This is a genomic window from Arthrobacter sp. KKT183 (assembly GCF_055657625.1).
Window position 1 is genome coordinate 3,232,479 of the sequence record NZ_CM145770.1, and the last position, 16,063, is coordinate 3,248,541.

The 16,063-nt window shown below is 64.7% G+C and carries 17 protein-coding genes; 11 read left to right on the plus strand and 6 right to left on the minus strand.

Translation table 11 applies throughout. From position 1 onward, the window contains the following. The gene (locus ACZ2GY_RS15280; protein ID WP_471672349.1) at window positions 1–957 is read left to right on the plus strand and encodes a TIGR03885 family FMN-dependent LLM class oxidoreductase; all 957 of its coding nucleotides are present in this window, start codon (window positions 1–3) and stop codon (window positions 955–957) included. After that, window positions 957–2,630 (plus strand): alpha-amylase family protein, encoded by a 1,674-nt coding sequence (locus tag ACZ2GY_RS15285; RefSeq protein WP_346027605.1) that lies wholly within the window; start codon window positions 957–959, stop codon window positions 2,628–2,630. Before ACZ2GY_RS15280 ends, ACZ2GY_RS15285 begins: the two co-directional genes overlap by 1 nt. A gap of 157 nt (window positions 2,631–2,787) precedes the next feature. Here the strand turns inward: ACZ2GY_RS15285 and ACZ2GY_RS15290 are convergent, their stop codons facing one another. Further along, the gene (locus tag ACZ2GY_RS15290; protein WP_471672350.1) at window positions 2,788–3,600 is read right to left on the minus strand and encodes an SGNH/GDSL hydrolase family protein; all 813 of its coding nucleotides are present in this window, start codon (window positions 3,598–3,600) and stop codon (window positions 2,788–2,790) included. Window positions 3,601–3,709: 109 nt separating this feature from the next. Here ACZ2GY_RS15290 and ACZ2GY_RS15295 point away from each other — a divergent pair, with 109 nt between their 5' ends. The 6 genes from ACZ2GY_RS15295 to ACZ2GY_RS15320 all read left to right on the plus strand — a co-directional run bounded on the left by ACZ2GY_RS15295 (window position 3,710) and on the right by ACZ2GY_RS15320 (window position 7,849). Beyond that, window positions 3,710–4,546, plus strand: a complete 837-nt coding sequence (locus ACZ2GY_RS15295) for an SDR family oxidoreductase (RefSeq protein ID WP_471672351.1) — start codon at window positions 3,710–3,712, stop codon at window positions 4,544–4,546. A gap of 103 nt (window positions 4,547–4,649) precedes the next feature. After that, a complete protein-coding gene (locus ACZ2GY_RS15300) occupies window positions 4,650–5,006 on the plus strand; it encodes an ArsR/SmtB family transcription factor (RefSeq protein WP_471672352.1) in 357 nt (118 codons plus the stop codon). Beyond that, complete coding sequence (locus ACZ2GY_RS15305) at window positions 5,003–5,491, plus strand: SRPBCC family protein (RefSeq protein WP_471672353.1); 489 nt, start codon at window positions 5,003–5,005, stop codon at window positions 5,489–5,491. Before ACZ2GY_RS15300 ends, ACZ2GY_RS15305 begins: the two co-directional genes overlap by 4 nt. Window positions 5,492–5,598: 107 nt before the next feature. Continuing rightward, entirely contained in the window at window positions 5,599–6,222 is a 624-nt protein-coding gene (locus ACZ2GY_RS15310; RefSeq protein WP_471672354.1) for a flavin reductase family protein, read from the plus strand. Between the two features lie 164 nt (window positions 6,223–6,386). After that, window positions 6,387–6,722 (plus strand): DUF6807 family protein, encoded by a 336-nt coding sequence (locus tag ACZ2GY_RS15315; protein ID WP_471672355.1) that lies wholly within the window; start codon window positions 6,387–6,389, stop codon window positions 6,720–6,722. Next, entirely contained in the window at window positions 6,719–7,849 is a 1,131-nt protein-coding gene (locus ACZ2GY_RS15320) for a M24 family metallopeptidase (protein ID WP_471672356.1), read from the plus strand. Before ACZ2GY_RS15315 ends, ACZ2GY_RS15320 begins: the two co-directional genes overlap by 4 nt. Window positions 7,850–7,879: 30 nt before the next feature. Here ACZ2GY_RS15320 and ACZ2GY_RS15325 read toward each other — a convergent pair whose 3' ends face one another. Further along, window positions 7,880–8,506: an alpha/beta hydrolase gene (locus tag ACZ2GY_RS15325; protein WP_277359287.1), complete on the minus strand. Its 627-nt coding sequence runs from the start codon at window positions 8,504–8,506 to the stop codon at window positions 7,880–7,882. Beyond that, entirely contained in the window at window positions 8,506–9,525 is a 1,020-nt protein-coding gene (locus ACZ2GY_RS15330) for a ring-cleaving dioxygenase (protein ID WP_346027615.1), read from the minus strand. Before ACZ2GY_RS15330 ends, ACZ2GY_RS15325 begins: the two co-directional genes overlap by 1 nt. Window positions 9,526–9,629: 104 nt before the next feature. Between ACZ2GY_RS15330 and ACZ2GY_RS15335 the strand changes: the two genes are divergently transcribed. Further along, window positions 9,630–10,715, plus strand: a complete 1,086-nt coding sequence (locus ACZ2GY_RS15335; RefSeq protein ID WP_471672357.1) for a phosphotransferase family protein — start codon at window positions 9,630–9,632, stop codon at window positions 10,713–10,715. On the opposite strand, the gene ACZ2GY_RS15340 is transcribed toward ACZ2GY_RS15335, so the two are convergent. Genes ACZ2GY_RS15340 through ACZ2GY_RS15350 form a run of 3 tightly spaced genes read right to left on the minus strand, consistent with a single transcriptional unit; the run spans window position 10,683 to window position 14,234 of the window. Next, the gene (locus ACZ2GY_RS15340; RefSeq protein ID WP_471672358.1) at window positions 10,683–11,783 is read right to left on the minus strand and encodes a mandelate racemase/muconate lactonizing enzyme family protein; all 1,101 of its coding nucleotides are present in this window, start codon (window positions 11,781–11,783) and stop codon (window positions 10,683–10,685) included. The two genes, ACZ2GY_RS15335 and ACZ2GY_RS15340, sit on opposite strands and share 33 nt — an antisense overlap. Before the next feature lie 53 nt (window positions 11,784–11,836). Beyond that, window positions 11,837–12,799 carry an NAD-dependent epimerase/dehydratase family protein gene (locus ACZ2GY_RS15345; RefSeq protein WP_471672359.1) on the minus strand — a complete coding sequence of 321 codons (963 nt, stop codon included), beginning with the start codon at window positions 12,797–12,799 and terminating at the stop codon, window positions 11,837–11,839. Further along, window positions 12,792–14,234 carry a Gfo/Idh/MocA family protein gene (locus ACZ2GY_RS15350; protein WP_471672360.1) on the minus strand — a complete coding sequence of 481 codons (1,443 nt, stop codon included), beginning with the start codon at window positions 14,232–14,234 and terminating at the stop codon, window positions 12,792–12,794. Before ACZ2GY_RS15350 ends, ACZ2GY_RS15345 begins: the two co-directional genes overlap by 8 nt. Window positions 14,235–14,416: 182 nt before the next feature. Here ACZ2GY_RS15350 and ACZ2GY_RS15355 point away from each other — a divergent pair, with 182 nt between their 5' ends. Together ACZ2GY_RS15355 and ACZ2GY_RS15360 are read left to right on the plus strand one after the other, a co-directional pair. Continuing rightward, window positions 14,417–15,430 carry a LacI family DNA-binding transcriptional regulator gene (locus ACZ2GY_RS15355; RefSeq protein WP_471672361.1) on the plus strand — a complete coding sequence of 338 codons (1,014 nt, stop codon included), beginning with the start codon at window positions 14,417–14,419 and terminating at the stop codon, window positions 15,428–15,430. A gap of 188 nt (window positions 15,431–15,618) precedes the next feature. Further along, window positions 15,619–15,885, plus strand: coding sequence for a GlsB/YeaQ/YmgE family stress response membrane protein (locus ACZ2GY_RS15360; RefSeq protein ID WP_056545113.1), 267 nt, complete (start codon window positions 15,619–15,621; stop codon window positions 15,883–15,885). Window positions 15,886–16,063 lie beyond the last annotated feature (178 nt).

The window sequence follows — 16,063 nt, forward strand, 5'->3', positions numbered from 1 at the left end:
ATGCCCCTCATCGGATTTCACGCCTCACACGAACAGATAGCCCCCGCACAGCTCCTCGCCGATGTGCAGTTCGCTGCGCAGGCTGGTTTCGACGCCGCTATGTGCTCCGACCACTTTGAGCCGTGGTCCGCGGTCCAGGGTCACTCAGGTTTTGCCTGGTCATGGCTGGGAGCCGCGCTTGCCACCACCAACCTGCGCTTCGGCGTCGTCACTGCCCCCGGCCAGCGCTACCACCCCGCCATAATCGCGCAGGCAAGCGGCACGCTGGCGAGCATGTTTCCCGGCCGTTTCTGGGCAGCGCTGGGCAGCGGGGAGAATCTGAACGAACACATCACGGGCGATTCCTGGCCCGCCAAAGAGATCCGACAGCAGCGCCTGGAGGAGTGCATAGACATCATCCGCCGAATGCACGACGGCGAGGAGGTTACCCACCGCGGCCTGGTCACCGCAGAACAGGCGCGGCTCTGGGATGCGCCGGAGGTCAAACCACCCTTGATAGCCCCGGCCGTGAGTGTCGAAACCGCGGCGCGGAGCGCCGGTTGGGCTGACGGACTGGTGACCGTGAACCAGCCGCACGAGAAGCTGACGGAAATGATCACTGCTTACCGGAGCAACGGCGGCCAGGGCAAACTCATCCTTCAGGTACACCTCTCCTGGGCACCTACCGAGGATGAAGCTCTCGAGGTGGCGCGCGTCCAATGGGGATCAAACTCCCTGACCCCACCCACTACGTGGGATCTCGCCCGCCCGTCCGACTTCGAGGAGGCAACCCGGGAAGTCACCGAGGAGCAGCTTCGAAGCACCGTACAAATCTCAGCTGACCTCGCCGTCCACGCCCAACGGTTACGCGAGTTCGTTGATCTCGGCTTCGATGAGCTGTACCTGCATTACGTGGGGACGGAACAGAAGCCGTTCATCGAGGCCTTTGCCGAGCATGTCCTGCCCGAGGTCCGCTGATGCGCGTCACGGACACCTCGGACCTCTGGTGGAAGAACGCGGTCATCTATTGCCTGGACATCGAGACGTTCTGTGATTCCGACGGCGACGGCGTGGGTGACTTCGCCGGGGCTGCCCAGCGGTTGGATTATCTCGCCGAACTCGGCATTACGTGCATCTGGCTGATGCCGTTCTATCCTTCGCCGCAGCGTGATGATGGGTACGACATCGTGGACTTCTACGGCGTAGATGGGCGGCTGGGCTCCCTCGGCGATCTGGTGGAGTTCATCCGTACTGCCAAGGACCGCGGGATGCGCGTCATTGCGGATCTGGTGGTCAATCACACCTCAGACCAGCATCCCTGGTTCACACAGGCCCGATCCTCGAAGGACAACCCCTACCGCGACTTCTATGTCTGGCGATCAGACCCGCCGCCGGATACCTCCAGCGAGGTGGTGTTTCCGGACAAGGAGAACTCCATCTGGAGCAAGGACCGGAAGACGGGTGAGTGGTATCTGCACCGCTTCTATTCGCACCAGCCAGACCTCAATGTTTCGAATCCCATCGTCCGCGACGAGATCGCCAAGGCAATGGGCTTCTGGCTGGAACTCGGCCTTTCGGGATTCCGCGTGGACGCTGTGCCGTTCTTCCTCGAGACGAAGGGCATTGATCATCAGGCCGGGGATCCGCACGACTACCTGCGCAACCTCCGCCGGTTCCTCTCCCGGCGCACCGGTGACGCGGTGCTTCTCGGTGAGGTCAATCTGCCCTATGAGCAGCAGGTTGAGTTCTTCGGGGATGCCGCTGATGAGCTCAACATGCAGTTCGACTTCGTGACCATGCAGCAGATGTACCTGTCCTTGGCCCGGGGCGATGCGCGCGCGCTGGCACGTACTCTCGCGGACCGGCCCTCGATCGATCCCGACAGCCAGTGGGCCACATTTGTCCGGAACCACGACGAGCTGACCCTGGACAAGCTGCTGGACTCCGAACGGCAGGAAGTTTTCGACGCCTTCGGACCTGAGAAGAACATGCAGGTGTACGGCCGCGGCCTCAAGCGGCGGCTCCCTCCCATGCTGGGCGGGGATCCGCAGCGTATCCGCATGGTGTATTCGCTGCTGTTTTCCCTACCCGGGACGCCGGTGCTCTTCTACGGCGAGGAGATCGGGATGGGCGAGAACCTGGCAGCCGAGGGCCGGCTGGCAGTACGCACCCCGATGCAATGGACAGATGAGGACAGCGCAGGCTTCTCCTCCGCGCCGCCGGACAAGCTGGTGGCACCTCTCGTGGAAGGCGATTTTGGGCCCGGCCAAGTCAACGTGGTGGCCGCAAGGCGGGATCCGTCTTCCCTGCTCAGCTTCATGGGCATCCTGATCCGCCGCTACCGGGAATGCCCTGAGCTGGGCTGGGGAACCTTTTCGCTGATCGACACCCCCAACCCCGCTGTGCTGGCCCACCGTTGTGATTGGGAGGAGAACTCCCTGTTCATCTTCCACAACTTTGCGGCCGAGCCCGCCGAAGTATCGGTGAAACTGAACGACGGCGATGTGCCGAGCGGCGGCGGCATCCTCACGGACCTGCTCGAGGACACCCGCGCGGAAATCCAGCCGGGCGAGACGCTCACGGTGGAACTTCCCGCCTACGGATACCGGTGGCTGCGGATTCAGGTTCCGGGTGCCGGCCGCCTGTGGTGAGTGCAGCGAAAGTAGCTCTAGAAAATGGTGACGAAGAAGCCGGCTCCGATGGAGGCCACCATGGCGATAACGACGAGCCAGACAATCGGGGTGCGGTACTTGTTGATGAAAGTCATGATCAATCCAGTGTACGGAAAAGAGGCCAAAGCACGTCGTGCTAGTCTCTGCACGCACGGCGTGCGGCATGTTCAGCTGCCAGCCGCTTCAGCCCGTCTGCCGGACGGATGGGCACCGGCCAACGCGGTTCAAGGTCATCTCCGAGGGTCACGTTGCGCAGGCGCCGTCCGAACATCGGGATCACCCACTCGCCCCACCACACCGATTCCCGGCGGAGCAGCTCGGTCATGGTCAGCCGCTGCCGGGGACGCAGGGGCTTGGACGTGAGCGTGTGGTCGATGCCGAGCTCGCGCAGTACGTGGGCGGCCATGTTCCTGTGGCCTGCCGGTGACATGTGGAGCCGGTCAATGTCCCAGAAACGCGGGTCGTGATACTCATCGAAGCACCAGTAATCCACAAGCAGTGCGCCGTACGTTTCGGCGATCCGGCGGACGTGGTCGTTGTAGGTCCAGTTTCGGCGTCGCATCGGTTCGAGGACCGGGTGGAGCCGCACGTCAAAGCCGGTGAAAAGGAGCGGCCGGGCGCCGGCGGTTGCGATGCGGGACACCATTTCCTCGTAGATCTCCATGAGCGGGGTGATGCTGGCGCGCAGTTCGAGGATGTCGTTTCCGCCGGCGTACACACTGACAACGGTGGGGTGGAGGTCGAGCGCAGGCTGCAGTTGTTCGTCGACGATCTGTCGAAGCCGCTTGCTCCTGATCGCGAGATTGGCGTAACGCCAGCTCGAGTCCTTTTTGCTCAACTGTTTGGCCACGCGGTCCGCCCAGCCACGGACGCCGTTGGGATAGCGGGAGTCCCAGTCCCCCACTCCCTCCGTGAAGGAATCACCGATTGCGACATAGAGTCTGGACACCGCTCCACGGTAGGGATGACGGACGACGTCCCTTCGTCGTCCATGTTTCGCTGCGGGAAAGTCAGGGTGAATTCGGAATATTGGAGCTTGATCGCGCGCTTCACCCAACATGACTCCACGACTCGCAGTTACCGGCTCAACCGGACACGTCGGCGGCGAAGTAGCCCGTCTCCTGTCCAGCGCAGGATATGAACAGAAACTCATTGTCCGGGACCTAACTCGGGCGCCCGATCTGCCGGGAGCGAAGATAGCCCAGGCCAGCTACGCCGAGCGGGAGGCCGCGGTTGAGGCGCTGCGCGGGAGTGAGGTGCTGTTCATGGTGTCCGGCGCCGAAGCCCAGGACCGCGTGGATCAGCACCGTACCTTCATCGATGCCGCCGCCGAAGCCGGTATTCAGCACATCGTCTACACCTCCTTCCTTGCCGCCGCGCCGGACGCAACCTTCACGCTGGGCCGGGACCACTGGGCAACGGAGGAGCACATCCGCAACTCCGGGATGGCCTACACATTCCTTCGCGACAACTTCTACCTCGATGTTTTGCCCCTCTTCGCTGGGAACGAAGGCGTACTGCGCGGACCTGCCGGCGACGGCCGGGTGGCAGCAGTGGCACGGACAGACGTGGCGCGTGCCGCCGTCGTCGTGCTTGAAAATCCGGGGGCGCACGTAGGGCGGACGTGGGATCTCACCGGCCCCGAGGCTCTCTCGCTCAGCGAGGTTGCCGCAATCATCACGCGGGTGACCGGCCGCCCAACCCGCTACGAGGAGGAGACGGTCGAGGAAGCCTATGCCTCGCGCGCCCCCTACGGCGTGCCGGACTGGCAGCTGGACGCGTGGGTCAGCACTTACACGGCGATTGCCTCCGGTCAGCTGGAACGGACGACGACGGCGGTGCAGGAGCTCACCGGGTCAGCACCACTGGATCTTGAGACACTGCTCACGAGGTAAGGCCCCTGCGTCCGCCCCGGTGCCGGGAACGATCCTTGACTCCATGACGCGGCAGGTCTACCGTTTTATTCAACCAATTTGTTGATAAAGGAAATAGTTGACCATGGACGTGGACGCTGATCGTCTGGATCGGGCCTTTATGGCTCTGGCCGACCCGGCGCGCCGCAGCATCATCGCTCATCTCAGCCGGGGCCCGGCAACCGTAAACGAGTTGGCTGCACCGTTCAACATCACCAAGCAGGCAGTCTCCAGGCACATTCAGGTCCTTGAACAGGCTGAACTGGTAACCCGCTCGCGTGATGCCCAGCGTCGCCCCGTGCACCTGAACCCCGCACGGCTGGAGTCGCTCACCGCGTGGATTGACCAATACAGGCTTACCCGTGAGAGCCAGTTCCGCGCACTCGATGATCTACTCGGATCTCAGGCCAGAGATGGCCGTTCACCCAAGGACCAACCATGAGCAATCCACTGAAGCTTTCCGTGCCGGAAGGCGTTCCGTACATTGACGTCGAGCGGGAGTTCGATTTCCCGGTCGAAGCCGTCTTCGAAGCCCACCGGGATCCCGCGATGATCGCGAACTGGCTCGGGCCTCGCGGAATGAAGGCGGAGATCGACCACTATGATTTCCGCACCGGCGGCAGCTACCGCTACACCCATGTCAGCCCGGACGGTGAGCGCTATGACTTCAGCGGCGTGTTCCACACCGTGCGGGACAACGAGTTCGCTATCCAGACCTTCGAGTTTCTCGGCTACCCCGACGTCGTCAGCATTGAGTTCCTGACCTTTGAGGACCTGGGCGGCGGGCGTTGCAAGCTCCTCGGCCATTCCGTTTATCCCTCCCAGGAGGCCCGGGACGGCATGGCGCAGTCCGGCATGGAAGGCGGCATGACCGAGGGCTATGAGCGCCTTGATGAACTGCTTGCAAGCCTTCCCTCGCGTGCTTGATGCCAAGCGTCCCACTCAAGAACGGGTTTCACTGGGAGTGTCTGGACATTCCCAGTGAAACCCGCAATCCAGTGGGATGCTGCACCGCCGCACCTTAGGCTCGGTACATGCGCAGGGACTTCTATCGCGACCAGCACTCAGCCGCCGCGTTCTACAAACTCTTGACAGCGACGGTTGTGCCGCGGCCCATAGCATGGGTGGCGTCGCGGTCGGCGAACGGTGTCGATAACCTCGCACCGCATTCCTTCTTCACCGTCGCGTCAACAGACCCGCCGATCATCCAGTTCACTTCTGTCGGCGAGAAGGACAGCCTGCGAAACATCCGTGCAAGCGGCGAATTCACCGTGAACTTCACGCCGGAGAACCTGTTCGAGCGCGTCAACGCAACGGGCACCGCGTTCGAGCCGGAGGTGAGCGAGTTCGACGCCGCTGGCTTGCAACGCGAGGCGAGCACCCTGATCAGCACACCGCGCGTATACGAATCTCCCGTTGCGCTGGAGTGCCGTCTGCACAGTCTCATTCCCGTGGGGAACTGCACCCTGATCCTGGGTGAGGTGGTCCACGCAGCCGTCTCCGAACAGGTGCTCGACGGCGATCACCCCCGCGTGGATCTACTCGAACCGTTGTCCCGCCTCGGCCGGGACGAATGGGGAACTCTCGGCGAGGTGCGCCGGATCCGGCGAATCCCCCTTGAGGACTGGCCCGGCTCATTCTTGGCAGACGGTCAATGATGGTCGCAGGAAACCCTGCCGCCCGGTTCGGGGCCCGGCCCACCTCATGCTCCGCGGACCGTCGATGACGCCACCCCCGAGCCCGATCGCCGGCTTCGAGGACTGGCCCGCAGCTCTGCGGCAACTCGGTAGACACGAGGGACACAACACCGCGAGCGCCAGTCTTGCCCAAGCCCTCGGCGTACCCGCACCCATCCCCGCACCGCCCGTCACGGTGCGCCGCGCTCAAGTGTTCGACGGCGTCGAGCTGCAGGAACTGGAGTGGCACCTTCGAGGGCCGGCCGGCGACGCTCCTTTTCCTGCCCAACGACAACGCCATCGACCCCTGGTTCGTGAGGGCCGAGGGTTACCCCGGGGTGGGGCTTGCCCTCGCCTGGGACCGGCCGGTCACCACCACGCGCGAGGCTCCCCTGGCCCGCTCCGTCACCATCCTCATTGCCGACGGCGCTCTGACTCCTGACGCCGTGAGCACCCTCGCGGCCGAAGAAAGGCACCCATGACCACCACTTCAGCCCCCGGCCTTGAGACGCTCCCTGCTCCAACTGCCGCGCCAACTGCCGCGCGTGTCGACGACTCCGGCGACGAGCGCGCCATCAAGCGCGGCCGGGTTCTTGAGATCCTTGACCGCACAGGCCATGACTCCTTGCTGTTGACCACCAACACGGCGATGACGTGGTATCTGAGCGGGAGCCGTCTGCACATCAGCCTCGCGGGGGATCCCATCGCCATGCTGCTCGTTGACCGCGAACGGGACCACCTGGTCACGTTCAATAACGAAGCGGACCGGCTGATCCGCGAGGAGCTGCCGGCCGACGTCGTCGTTCATCCGGTTCCCTGGCACGGATCCATGCACGAGGTGATGAGCCGGCTGTCCCCGTCGCGGCCGCTGGATGAGGCGAGCGTGCGGCGGAAGCTGCGCGACGCGAGGCAGTCGCTGCTTCCCGCGGAAGTGGAGCAGTACGCAGAATTGAACAGGGAGGTCGCGGGTGCGCTGACTGATGTGCTCTCCGCTGCCAGGCCGCATACACCGGAACGGGGCATCGCCGCTGAGCTGGGCGCGCGGGTCATCGCAATGGGCGCTGAGCCACTGGTCCTGCTCTGCAACGGCCGTGAGCGGTCGGCTTTCCGGCACCCGCTGCCGACGTCGTCGCCATTGGGTCGGCGGGCGATGGCGGTCGTGTGCGCGCGGCGTCGGGGAATGGTTGCGAACGTCACGCGTTGGGTCCGGTTTGACGGGTCAACGGCCGCCGAGCGCGACGCCGAAGCACGCATTGCTGCCGTGGAGGCTGACATTTTCGCGGCAACCGTGCCGGGTGCGCGGTTGGACGGAATCTTCGAGGTCATCCACAGTTCCTATGCCGCTCACGGCTTCGGGCCGGATCAGTGGCGGCTGCACCATCAGGGCGGCCCCGCCGGCTATGCGGGCAGGGATCCGCGGGTTACGGCGTCGACGGATGACAAGGTGGTGCCCAATCAGGCGTTCACCTGGAACCCGTCCGGCCCCGGAGTGAAGATCGAAGACACCGTGCTGCTCACTGCCGAAGGGATCCGGGTGCTCAGCGTCGACGAGCGCTGGCCGACGGTCGAGGTGAACGGCCTGCAGCGGCCAATGACCCTCGAGATCTAGGGAACTGATATTCGATGCAGTTCCTGGAGGTCAGCGGCGGCCCAGCCAGTCAACCGCCGCTTCCAGGTCTGCGCGATCGATACCGTGACCGCCCTCCCGAAGAACCTGTTCGACATCGGCGCCCTGCCGTTCCAGCTCGGACATCAGCGTGGTAACGCTGCTCAGCGGCGCCATCGGGTCTGACCGCCCGTTCAGCACGATGAACCGGCTGCCGGAGAGGGAAACCTCCGTGCTCCGCTCACCGAACGGGTACATGCCCGAGAACGCAACCACGCGGTTCAGCGCTTCCGGGTGCAGCATCGCCGTTGCCAGCGCGATGTTGGCGCCATTGGAAAAGCCGACGGCGATGATCTCCCGGTTGCCGACGTCATAGTGTTCCCGTGCCTCAGCGATGAAACCGGCCAGTTCACCGGCACGGAGGATGACGTCGTCGACGTCGAACACTCCCTCCGCGCGCCGGGCGAACCAGCGCAGCATGCCGTTCTCCTGCACCCTGCCGCGTGGCGCAAGCACCGCTGCGGCCGGATCCAGCTGCGCCGCGAGGGCCGCAATGTCCTCTTCGTGTGAGCCGGTGCCGTGCAGCATCAGGAGGAGTGGGCGCCCGGAATCACCCTCGCGGTAGAGGTGCGGCCAGTCGGTGAGCTGCGGTGTGGTCATCAGGCGACGCCTCCGGGCTGCCCGGACGGGACCGTAGCCGCGTCACTGGCCTCGCCTTCGGCAAGCGTGTTGTTGTCTTCCGGAACCTCGATACGCGCCACCGAGGCTTCGATGTCCTCGCGCGAGGGCTCGAGCCACGGCGGCAGCTTCAGTGAGCGCCCGAGTTCCAGGAGCGGCTCATCGACGTTGAAGCCCGGAGTGTCCGTTGCAATTTCGAAAAGCACTCCGCCAGGCTCCCGGAAATAGATCGAGGTGAAGTACTGACGGTCGAGAATCGCTGTCACGGCGAACCCACGCTCAACGAGATCCTGCCGCCACAGCTCCTGCGTGGCTTTATCCGGAACCCGGAAGGCGATGTGGTGCACGGTTCCGCCCGCCACGAGTCCGTAGGGCCCGGCAGGATCGGCAAGAACGTCGACAATGTTGCCCGGGCCGCCGACGCCTGCTTGCAGACGGGTGCGTCCGGGAGCCTCGTCGGAGATTCGCAGCCCGAGGTCTTCGGTGAGGACGCGCAGGGTGTGCTCGGGGTCCGTAACCGTCAGCACGGAGGAGTGCTGTCCGCGGACGGCGTGCTCGGCGGGGACAAAGGACGAGTCCCAGGGGTTGCGTGGATCGGAGGTCGAGGAGGCCACGAGGTCAAGCTGGAGCCCGTCGGGATCACGCAACGAAAGCCTTTCCTCATCCGCGGACGTCCGCGAGATGGAGGACTCCACGCCGAGGTGGCGGAAGTGGTTCTGCCACCAGCCTAGGCTTCCCTCAGGTACCGAGAAGGCGGTGGTGGTGGATTGCCCGGAACCGATCCGCCCGGGCGCCACCTGGCCCCACGGAAAAAAGGTCATCAGCGAGCCCGGTCGGCCGGCGTCGTCGCCGTAGTAGAGGTGATAGGTGGACGGGTCATCGAAGTTGACCGTCTTCTTCACGAGCCGAAGTCCGAGTCCGCGGATATAGAAGTCAATGTTGGCCTGCGGGTCACCCGCAATGGCGGTGACGTGGTGCAGGCCCGTGGTGTGAGCTGTCATGGTGATCCTCCGGAAGGTTCCGGTCGGCCCCGGCGGTCGACGTTGTACATGCAAATGCATACATCCTCGGGCTTATTCCCCGGACCGGACGCTAGTGTGTGACCGTGAACGATGCGCTCTACGAGCTGAAAGCAGCCGTTACCGACGCCGTGGGTGGCCCCGTTACTGCTCTGGCTGACGTCGAGCGGATCCCGCTGGATTACGACGCCTTCCTCGCCCACCGGACGGTGAGCCGAATCCAGGGACACGCGCTCGTTGGGGGTGAACGCGTTGCATGGTCCATGATCGAGAAGCGCACCGCGGGGCCGGCCCTGGCCTCCGCGTACCTTCTTGACAACGGACGGCGTGAGGTCAACGCATACGCCTCCGGAGTGCTGGCTGGAATAGCTCCCGGCATCGGCACACCACGGATGCACGGGAAATTGCGTGATGCGGAAGGAGGGATGACCCTCTGGCTTGAGGAAATCCGCCATGAGGGTGCAAGGCCGCTGGACGCGGAGACTGTCCTCGCCGCAGCGCATGATCTGGGCGGTATGGGTGGGCTGTGGGCCGGGCGCCGGCTCCCAGAACCCTGGTACTTCTCTGGGTGGATTGACCGCCATAGCCAGCCTGAGGCCATTGAGCAGGGCCTGGCCACACTGCGTCGCCGGGCCCCACGCGCAGCCGCCCATCTCGGTGACCGGCTGGCTGCCGCCGAGCAGCTGGTCCTCAACCAAGCCCGTTACCGCGGGATTCTGGAATCGCTTCCGCATACCCTTTGCCACCACGACGCTGGAGGCGCGAACGTCTTCCACTCGCGCGGCCGGACCGTTCTGATCGACTGGGAATCCATCGGTCCCGGCCCCGTGGGAGCAGACCTGGCTTCGTTGCTTTTCTCCTCGGTCCGCCGTGGCGATGCCCTCGCGAGCGTGGTGATGCCGCTGGTTGAAGAGGCTCTGGACACCTACTCCACAGCCCTCAGGGCAGAAGCACCCACTGTCACGTTCAAGAACATCCGCCTGGGGTTCGACGCCGCGGTTGCACTTCGCTGGAAGCTGGCCGTCGACGTCGTCGCTGGTATCGAGAAGGGTGAGCCCCCGCGGCGGGGAAGCCTCCCGGACGAGGACCCGGCAGCGGCACTGGAGGAGCTGATAGCACTCGTGGATCTGCTCCTCGCGTCAGCCGGCCGCGCACTCCACAAAGCCCCGTGAGTTAGGTACGATCTCCAGGCCCAGCCCCGGCTGGCCGGTCACCGTAAGCCCGGATTCCGTGATGCTGACCGGCGACGGACCGGCGAGGACACCCAGCTCAGTCATGGTGGCGCCGTCGACCGATTCCACCCAGGCCGTCTCTGCGAGAGTGGAGGCAAGCTGCCCGGAAAGCTCCGGAAGCAGGTGCGGAGCCACTGCGATGCTGTTGGCCCGGGCAAGCTCGACGATCCGCCGGAACGGAGTGATTCCACCGACGCGGATGATGTTGGGTTGGATGATGTCGACGGCGTCCGCTTCGATAAAGTCCCGGAACCGGTAGATGGTGTGCACGTTTTCACCCAGTGCGATAGGCACCGGCGAGGAGCGCCGCAGCCGCCGGTAGGCAGAGAGGTCGTCTGCGCGGATCGGTTCTTCGAGCCAGTGCAGGCCGTACTCCGCCAGCCGTTCAAGCGCCCGCAGGGTTGTGGGCAGGTCCCACCGCTGGTTCGCGTCGATTATCAGTGCGCGGTCGGGGCCGATGACCTCGCGGACTGCGGCGATCCGTTCCGCATCCTCGCGCAGGTCCGGCTTACCCACCTTCACCTTGACCGCCTGCCGGCCTTCCGTGACCCACCGCTGGGACTGCTCAACGAGCTCCTCAAGCGTGTAGTGCAGGTTCACTCCCGATCCATACACCGGTACGGTTTCCCGACGGCGGCCCAGCAGGTCAGGTACGGAACACCCGGCCTGCTTCCCTGCCAGATCCCACAGCGCAAGGTCGACGCCGGCCATCGCGATGGTGGTCAGCCCTCCCCCGCCTGCCTCATGGAGCCGGACCCAGAGTGCGTCCCACACCTCCTCCGCACGGGCAGATAGGCCCTCCACAAAGGTGGCGATGTCATGTTCGAGCAACGCGAGCACTGCCTGCGGCCCGATGGTGGGCGTCCACGAAAAGCCGTGTCCCACACCGCCGTCGTCAGTGGTCACCGTCGTCGCGATGAAGTGGTTTTCCGGCACGTCCGCTCCCCAGGCACGCCGAAGCGGCGCCGTGACCACTCGCGAGGACAGGCCGGTGATCTTGACCTTCATGCGCCCACGAGTTCACGGCCGGCGGCAGGAATGGCCTCTTTGAACTGCATGACTCACCGTGCTTCCTGGCTTGCGGCTGCGAGCTCCGGTGTAGCGAGCTCCGATGGAACGAGTTCCGTACGCCAGCTACGTTTCGGCTCCCAGCCGAGCAGCTTGCGCGCCTTGTCGATCGAGAAGGCCGGGCTGGTTCCGTGCAGGTTCCCGGCGAGCGCACCCACCGCGGGGAGGTAGCGCGGGATGAGCTCGGACAGCGGCTCGCGCGCCAGTGCATCGGCTGCGCCCACGAAGAAGGTCTCAGCGTTCGGGATTCTATCCATGGACTGCAGCAGCACATCAAGGAAATCCGCAACATCCCGTGCGTCCACGTAGTTGAAAATGGCCGGCGCGGACAGCGCGGGATCATCCAGGCGTTCGACGACGGTGTTCCCCTGCTGCGTCGGCGCACCGGCCCATTCCTCCGGCGAGATAACGTAGCAGGGCCGGAATGCGGCGTACCGGATCCGCTCGCCCTGCGCGGCCGCGAACATGCGCATGGTTTGCTCGGCGAGCAGCTTGGAGAGCGCGTACGCGTTCCAGGGCTTCGGTGTTGTCTGCTCATTCAGCGGGAAGGCCTCCGGCATCCAACCGGCGGGTGCGCCGTAGCCAAGGACCGTGGGGCTTGACGCGGTGATGATCCTGCCGACGCCGAGGGTGGTCGCTGCGTCCATCACCTGGAAGGCGAGTTGGCTGTTGGTCTGCAGGATCACGTCCTCCGGCGCACTGAAGGGCACGGCGATCGCGGCAAGGTGGATCACGGCGTCGGCCCGGTGGTTTTCCAGCACGCTACGCGCAACGCCGGGAGCCAACAGGTCAGCCGCTTCCTGGCGGATCTGAGTGGGGAACACGCCGTCCGGAACCGGCGCGCGGTCCACGGAGACGACGTCGTAGCCTGCCTCAGCGAGGCCGGTCACCACACTTCGGCCCAGCCTGCCGGAGCCTCCCGTGACCAGGACGGTAGTCTGTGCCCGCTCAGCCACGGCGCACCGCGGCCTTGGACGCGCGGTCGGCGGCACAGTCAGCTGTGAGGTCCGCTCCGAGGCCGAGTTCGCTGATGCATACGGGCAGCGAGGATTCGAGTGAGGCGTTGCCCGCAATACCGACAGCGACGGCGCGCAGACCGTCCAGATAGCCTGACGGTCTGCCCAGCGGGTCCTCGCCGGGGCCCTCGAAGAGGTCCATGAGCAGCAGCGCATCACCGCCGCCGTGGCCGCCCTCTCCGTTCACAATCGACACTTCGACGGCGGGTTCCCAGTGGCGCTGCAGGATGAGGCGTTCGCCGTTGATCCGGACGGCGTCGTCTTCCTGCACCGGTGTGGCACTGGGATCGACGACGTTCTCTTGATCCGTGCTGCCGGAAACTGCGGCCCGCTCCACGACCTCGAGTTCAACGCGGCCCAGCGTTCCGTTCACGGCAACCCGGTAACCCTCCCAGGGGCTGTGCGCATTCAGCGAGTAGCTGAGGGTCGCTCCGGAGGCGTAGTCCACCACCAGGGCAAGGTTGTCCTCAATGGTGATTCCGGGGGCGAAGACGTCCTGGTCACGCTGATAGCCGTCGTGGTGTTCGTTGGCGTAGTAGAGGTTGTTCAGCTTCTCGTCCTCGCGCAGGTCGAGGGCGAACGGATCCCCCGCGGCCGAGTCTGAGGTTCCGCGCTCGGGCCGGTCCGTCAGCCCGCGCCCAACAGCGTTGCTGTCCCCGTAGAAGCGCAGCCCACCGCTGGCGAAAACGCGCTCAGGGACGTCGTCGATCCACCAGTTCACGAGGTCGAAGTGATGGGACGCCTTGTGGATCAGCAACCCGCCGGAGTTCTCCTTCTGCCGGTGCCAGCGTCGGAAGTAGTCAGCGCCGTGGACGGTGTCCAGCATCCAGCTGAAGTCGATGGACGTCACGGTGCCGATCGCGCCGCTCTGAATAATTTCCTTCAGCGCGCTGTTGCGCGGCGAATACCGGTAGTTGAAGGTCACGACGACGCCGCGGCCGGTACGCTCGATCGCCTCGCAGATCCGGCGGCAGCCCTCGGCATTGATGGTGAGCGGCTTTTCGACGACGACATCCGCTCCCGCTTCCAGCGCCTCGACAATATAATCGGCATGCGTGTAGTCAGGTGTGGTCACGATGACGCGGTCGATGCCGTTGTTCCGGATGAACTGCGTCAGCTCCTCCGGGCGGAACTGCGCGACGTCTGTCTCCGCCGAGAGTTCCTCGGCGAGATCGAGGTAATACTCCACCCGTCCGGGGTTGGTGTCGCTGATTGCCACGAGCTCGGCTGAGGACGCATGATCGCCGAGCGCAGCGCGTACATACATTTCCGCCCGCGAGCCGGTGCCCACGAGCACCAGACGGGTGCGTTTGCGTTGCTCCGACGTCGAATTGGCCTGCTGCTCGGCAGGAAGCGTATGGGGGGCGGTGCTCATGGGGCTCCTTCGGGTACCTGCATCAGCGGAAGATGCGACACCGTGACTGTGAGAAGTAACTGTCCGTGAAAACTGTGAGAAAACGTTTTCTGAATTAGGTTATATGCTTTCTATCAACACACCGGCGTACCCGTCAACCATTCGTTGCCGGTACGCCGATCTCCAGCCCGGATGAGGAACCTATGGCCAGGAAAACAGCCAACCGCAGGGTAGGCATCACGGACGTCGCGCAGCGTGCAGGAGTCTCGCTGGCCTCGGTCTCGCGCGTCATGAACGGGAACTTCTCCGTGGACCCGGACATAGCGGCCCGGGTCCGGAGCGCCGCCGCGGAACTGAACTACCAGCCCAACGCGGTGGGGCGGAGCCTGGCGCTGGGCAAGACCGACACCATCGGCGTCGTCGTGCCGGATCTGGCCAACCCCACCTTCCAGGGGATGCTCCGCGGAGTAAGCCGCGCCGCCGCCCAGGATGGCTACCGCGTGCTCATCGCGGACTCCTCCGAAGTGTCCAGCGAGGAATCGATTCTGGCAGGCGAAGCACGACGGCGGTGTGACGGTGTCGTACTCTGTGCACCACGCATGAACGAGGCAGAACTGGAGGCGCTCCTTCCGTCGCTGCGCCCGCTGGTTCTGGTCAACCGCTCGACGGCGGATACTGAGACTCCCAGCCTCGTGGTCGACTACGGGCAGGGCGTGCAGGATCTGGCCGCGCACCTCGTGGAGCTCAGCCATACCACTCTTGCGTTCCTGGAAGGGCCTGAGCGGAGCGCGTCCAACCAGGCACGCCTGCAGGGGCTGGAGAAGTTCCGTGTGGACAACCCGGAAATCCAGCTGACGGTCCTCTCCGGAGGGTCGAGCTTCGAGGCCGGGCACGGCTCGGTGGACAACGTTCTTGAAACCGGGGCGACCGGCGTGCTGGCCTTCAATGACCTCGTTGCCATGGGGCTCTTGAGCGGCCTGCATGAACGCGGAATCGACGTCCCCGGGGAGATCTCGATCACCGGGTTCGATGACATCCCGTTCGCGAACTACACCACGCCCCCGCTCACCACTGCGGCGGTGCCGATCAATGACATCGGCGAGCAGGCGTGGCACGAGATGCGCCGGCTCCTGGGGGACGGCGGAGATGAGCCCTCGCACACCACGTTCCAGCCTGAGCTCAGGCGCCGCGGAAGCACGGGACCGGCCGCCCGTTAGCGGTAGGGCGTTCCGCCTCGCACACAAACTGCCCTCGAATGCAGGGTCGCCGGTTCGAACCGGCGACCCTGCACCTCCGGGCAGTTTCTCTGCGATTGGGCGACGACGGTCAAGGGAAGCAGCGAGTTGCCCTCACTAGAAAGCAGGCTTAGGGTTCTCGGAGGAAACACTCACCTATAGGAGGCATCATGATTGGTTTCATCATTGCCGGATTGATTATCGGGGCACTCGCTCGGCTCATCAAACCGGGTAAGCAGAACCTCGGACTGCTCGCGACCCTGCTGCTGGGACTTGCCGGCTCCGTCATCGGCGGTTTGATAGCGAGCTTTTTCCACACCGGTGGAATCTTTGAGCTGAACATTCTCGGCTTCATCCTGGCAGTGATCGCGGCGGTTCTGCTGATCGGCGTCGCTGAGTCACTTTCGGGCCGCCGCAACCGCAGCGTCCGCCGGTAGTTCACCAGCAACACGAGTTCAATCCGGGCCCGGAGGGAAGTCTCCTCTGAAGAGCCCGGATTGTGCTCTTTAACGGACTAGCCTGACTCAACGGACCGTACGACGCACGGGCTTGCCCTTCAACCACCCTCCCTGTACTGGTGGGCGGCGGCAGTCCCGTTCCGCCGTACTGCCGAAT

Coding starts and splice junctions, on each gene's coding strand:
- ACZ2GY_RS15310 (WP_471672354.1), top strand. CDS start 5,599: ATGCGCAGGGACTTCTATCGCGACCAGCACTCAGCCGCCGCGTTCTAC.
- ACZ2GY_RS15320 (WP_471672356.1), top strand. CDS start 6,719: ATGACCACCACTTCAGCCCCCGGCCTTGAGACGCTCCCTGCTCCAACT.
- ACZ2GY_RS15325 (WP_277359287.1), bottom strand. CDS start 8,506: ATGACCACACCGCAGCTCACCGACTGGCCGCACCTCTACCGCGAGGGT.
- ACZ2GY_RS15300 (WP_471672352.1), top strand. CDS start 4,650: ATGGACGTGGACGCTGATCGTCTGGATCGGGCCTTTATGGCTCTGGCC.
- ACZ2GY_RS15280 (WP_471672349.1), top strand. CDS start 1: ATGCCCCTCATCGGATTTCACGCCTCACACGAACAGATAGCCCCCGCA.
- ACZ2GY_RS15355 (WP_471672361.1), top strand. CDS start 14,417: ATGGCCAGGAAAACAGCCAACCGCAGGGTAGGCATCACGGACGTCGCG.
- ACZ2GY_RS15295 (WP_471672351.1), top strand. CDS start 3,710: ATGACTCCACGACTCGCAGTTACCGGCTCAACCGGACACGTCGGCGGC.
- ACZ2GY_RS15305 (WP_471672353.1), top strand. CDS start 5,003: ATGAGCAATCCACTGAAGCTTTCCGTGCCGGAAGGCGTTCCGTACATT.
- ACZ2GY_RS15285 (WP_346027605.1), top strand. CDS start 957: ATGCGCGTCACGGACACCTCGGACCTCTGGTGGAAGAACGCGGTCATC.
- ACZ2GY_RS15340 (WP_471672358.1), bottom strand. CDS start 11,783: ATGAAGGTCAAGATCACCGGCCTGTCCTCGCGAGTGGTCACGGCGCCG.
- ACZ2GY_RS15350 (WP_471672360.1), bottom strand. CDS start 14,234: ATGAGCACCGCCCCCCATACGCTTCCTGCCGAGCAGCAGGCCAATTCG.
- ACZ2GY_RS15330 (WP_346027615.1), bottom strand. CDS start 9,525: ATGACAGCTCACACCACGGGCCTGCACCACGTCACCGCCATTGCGGGT.
- ACZ2GY_RS15360 (WP_056545113.1), top strand. CDS start 15,619: ATGATTGGTTTCATCATTGCCGGATTGATTATCGGGGCACTCGCTCGG.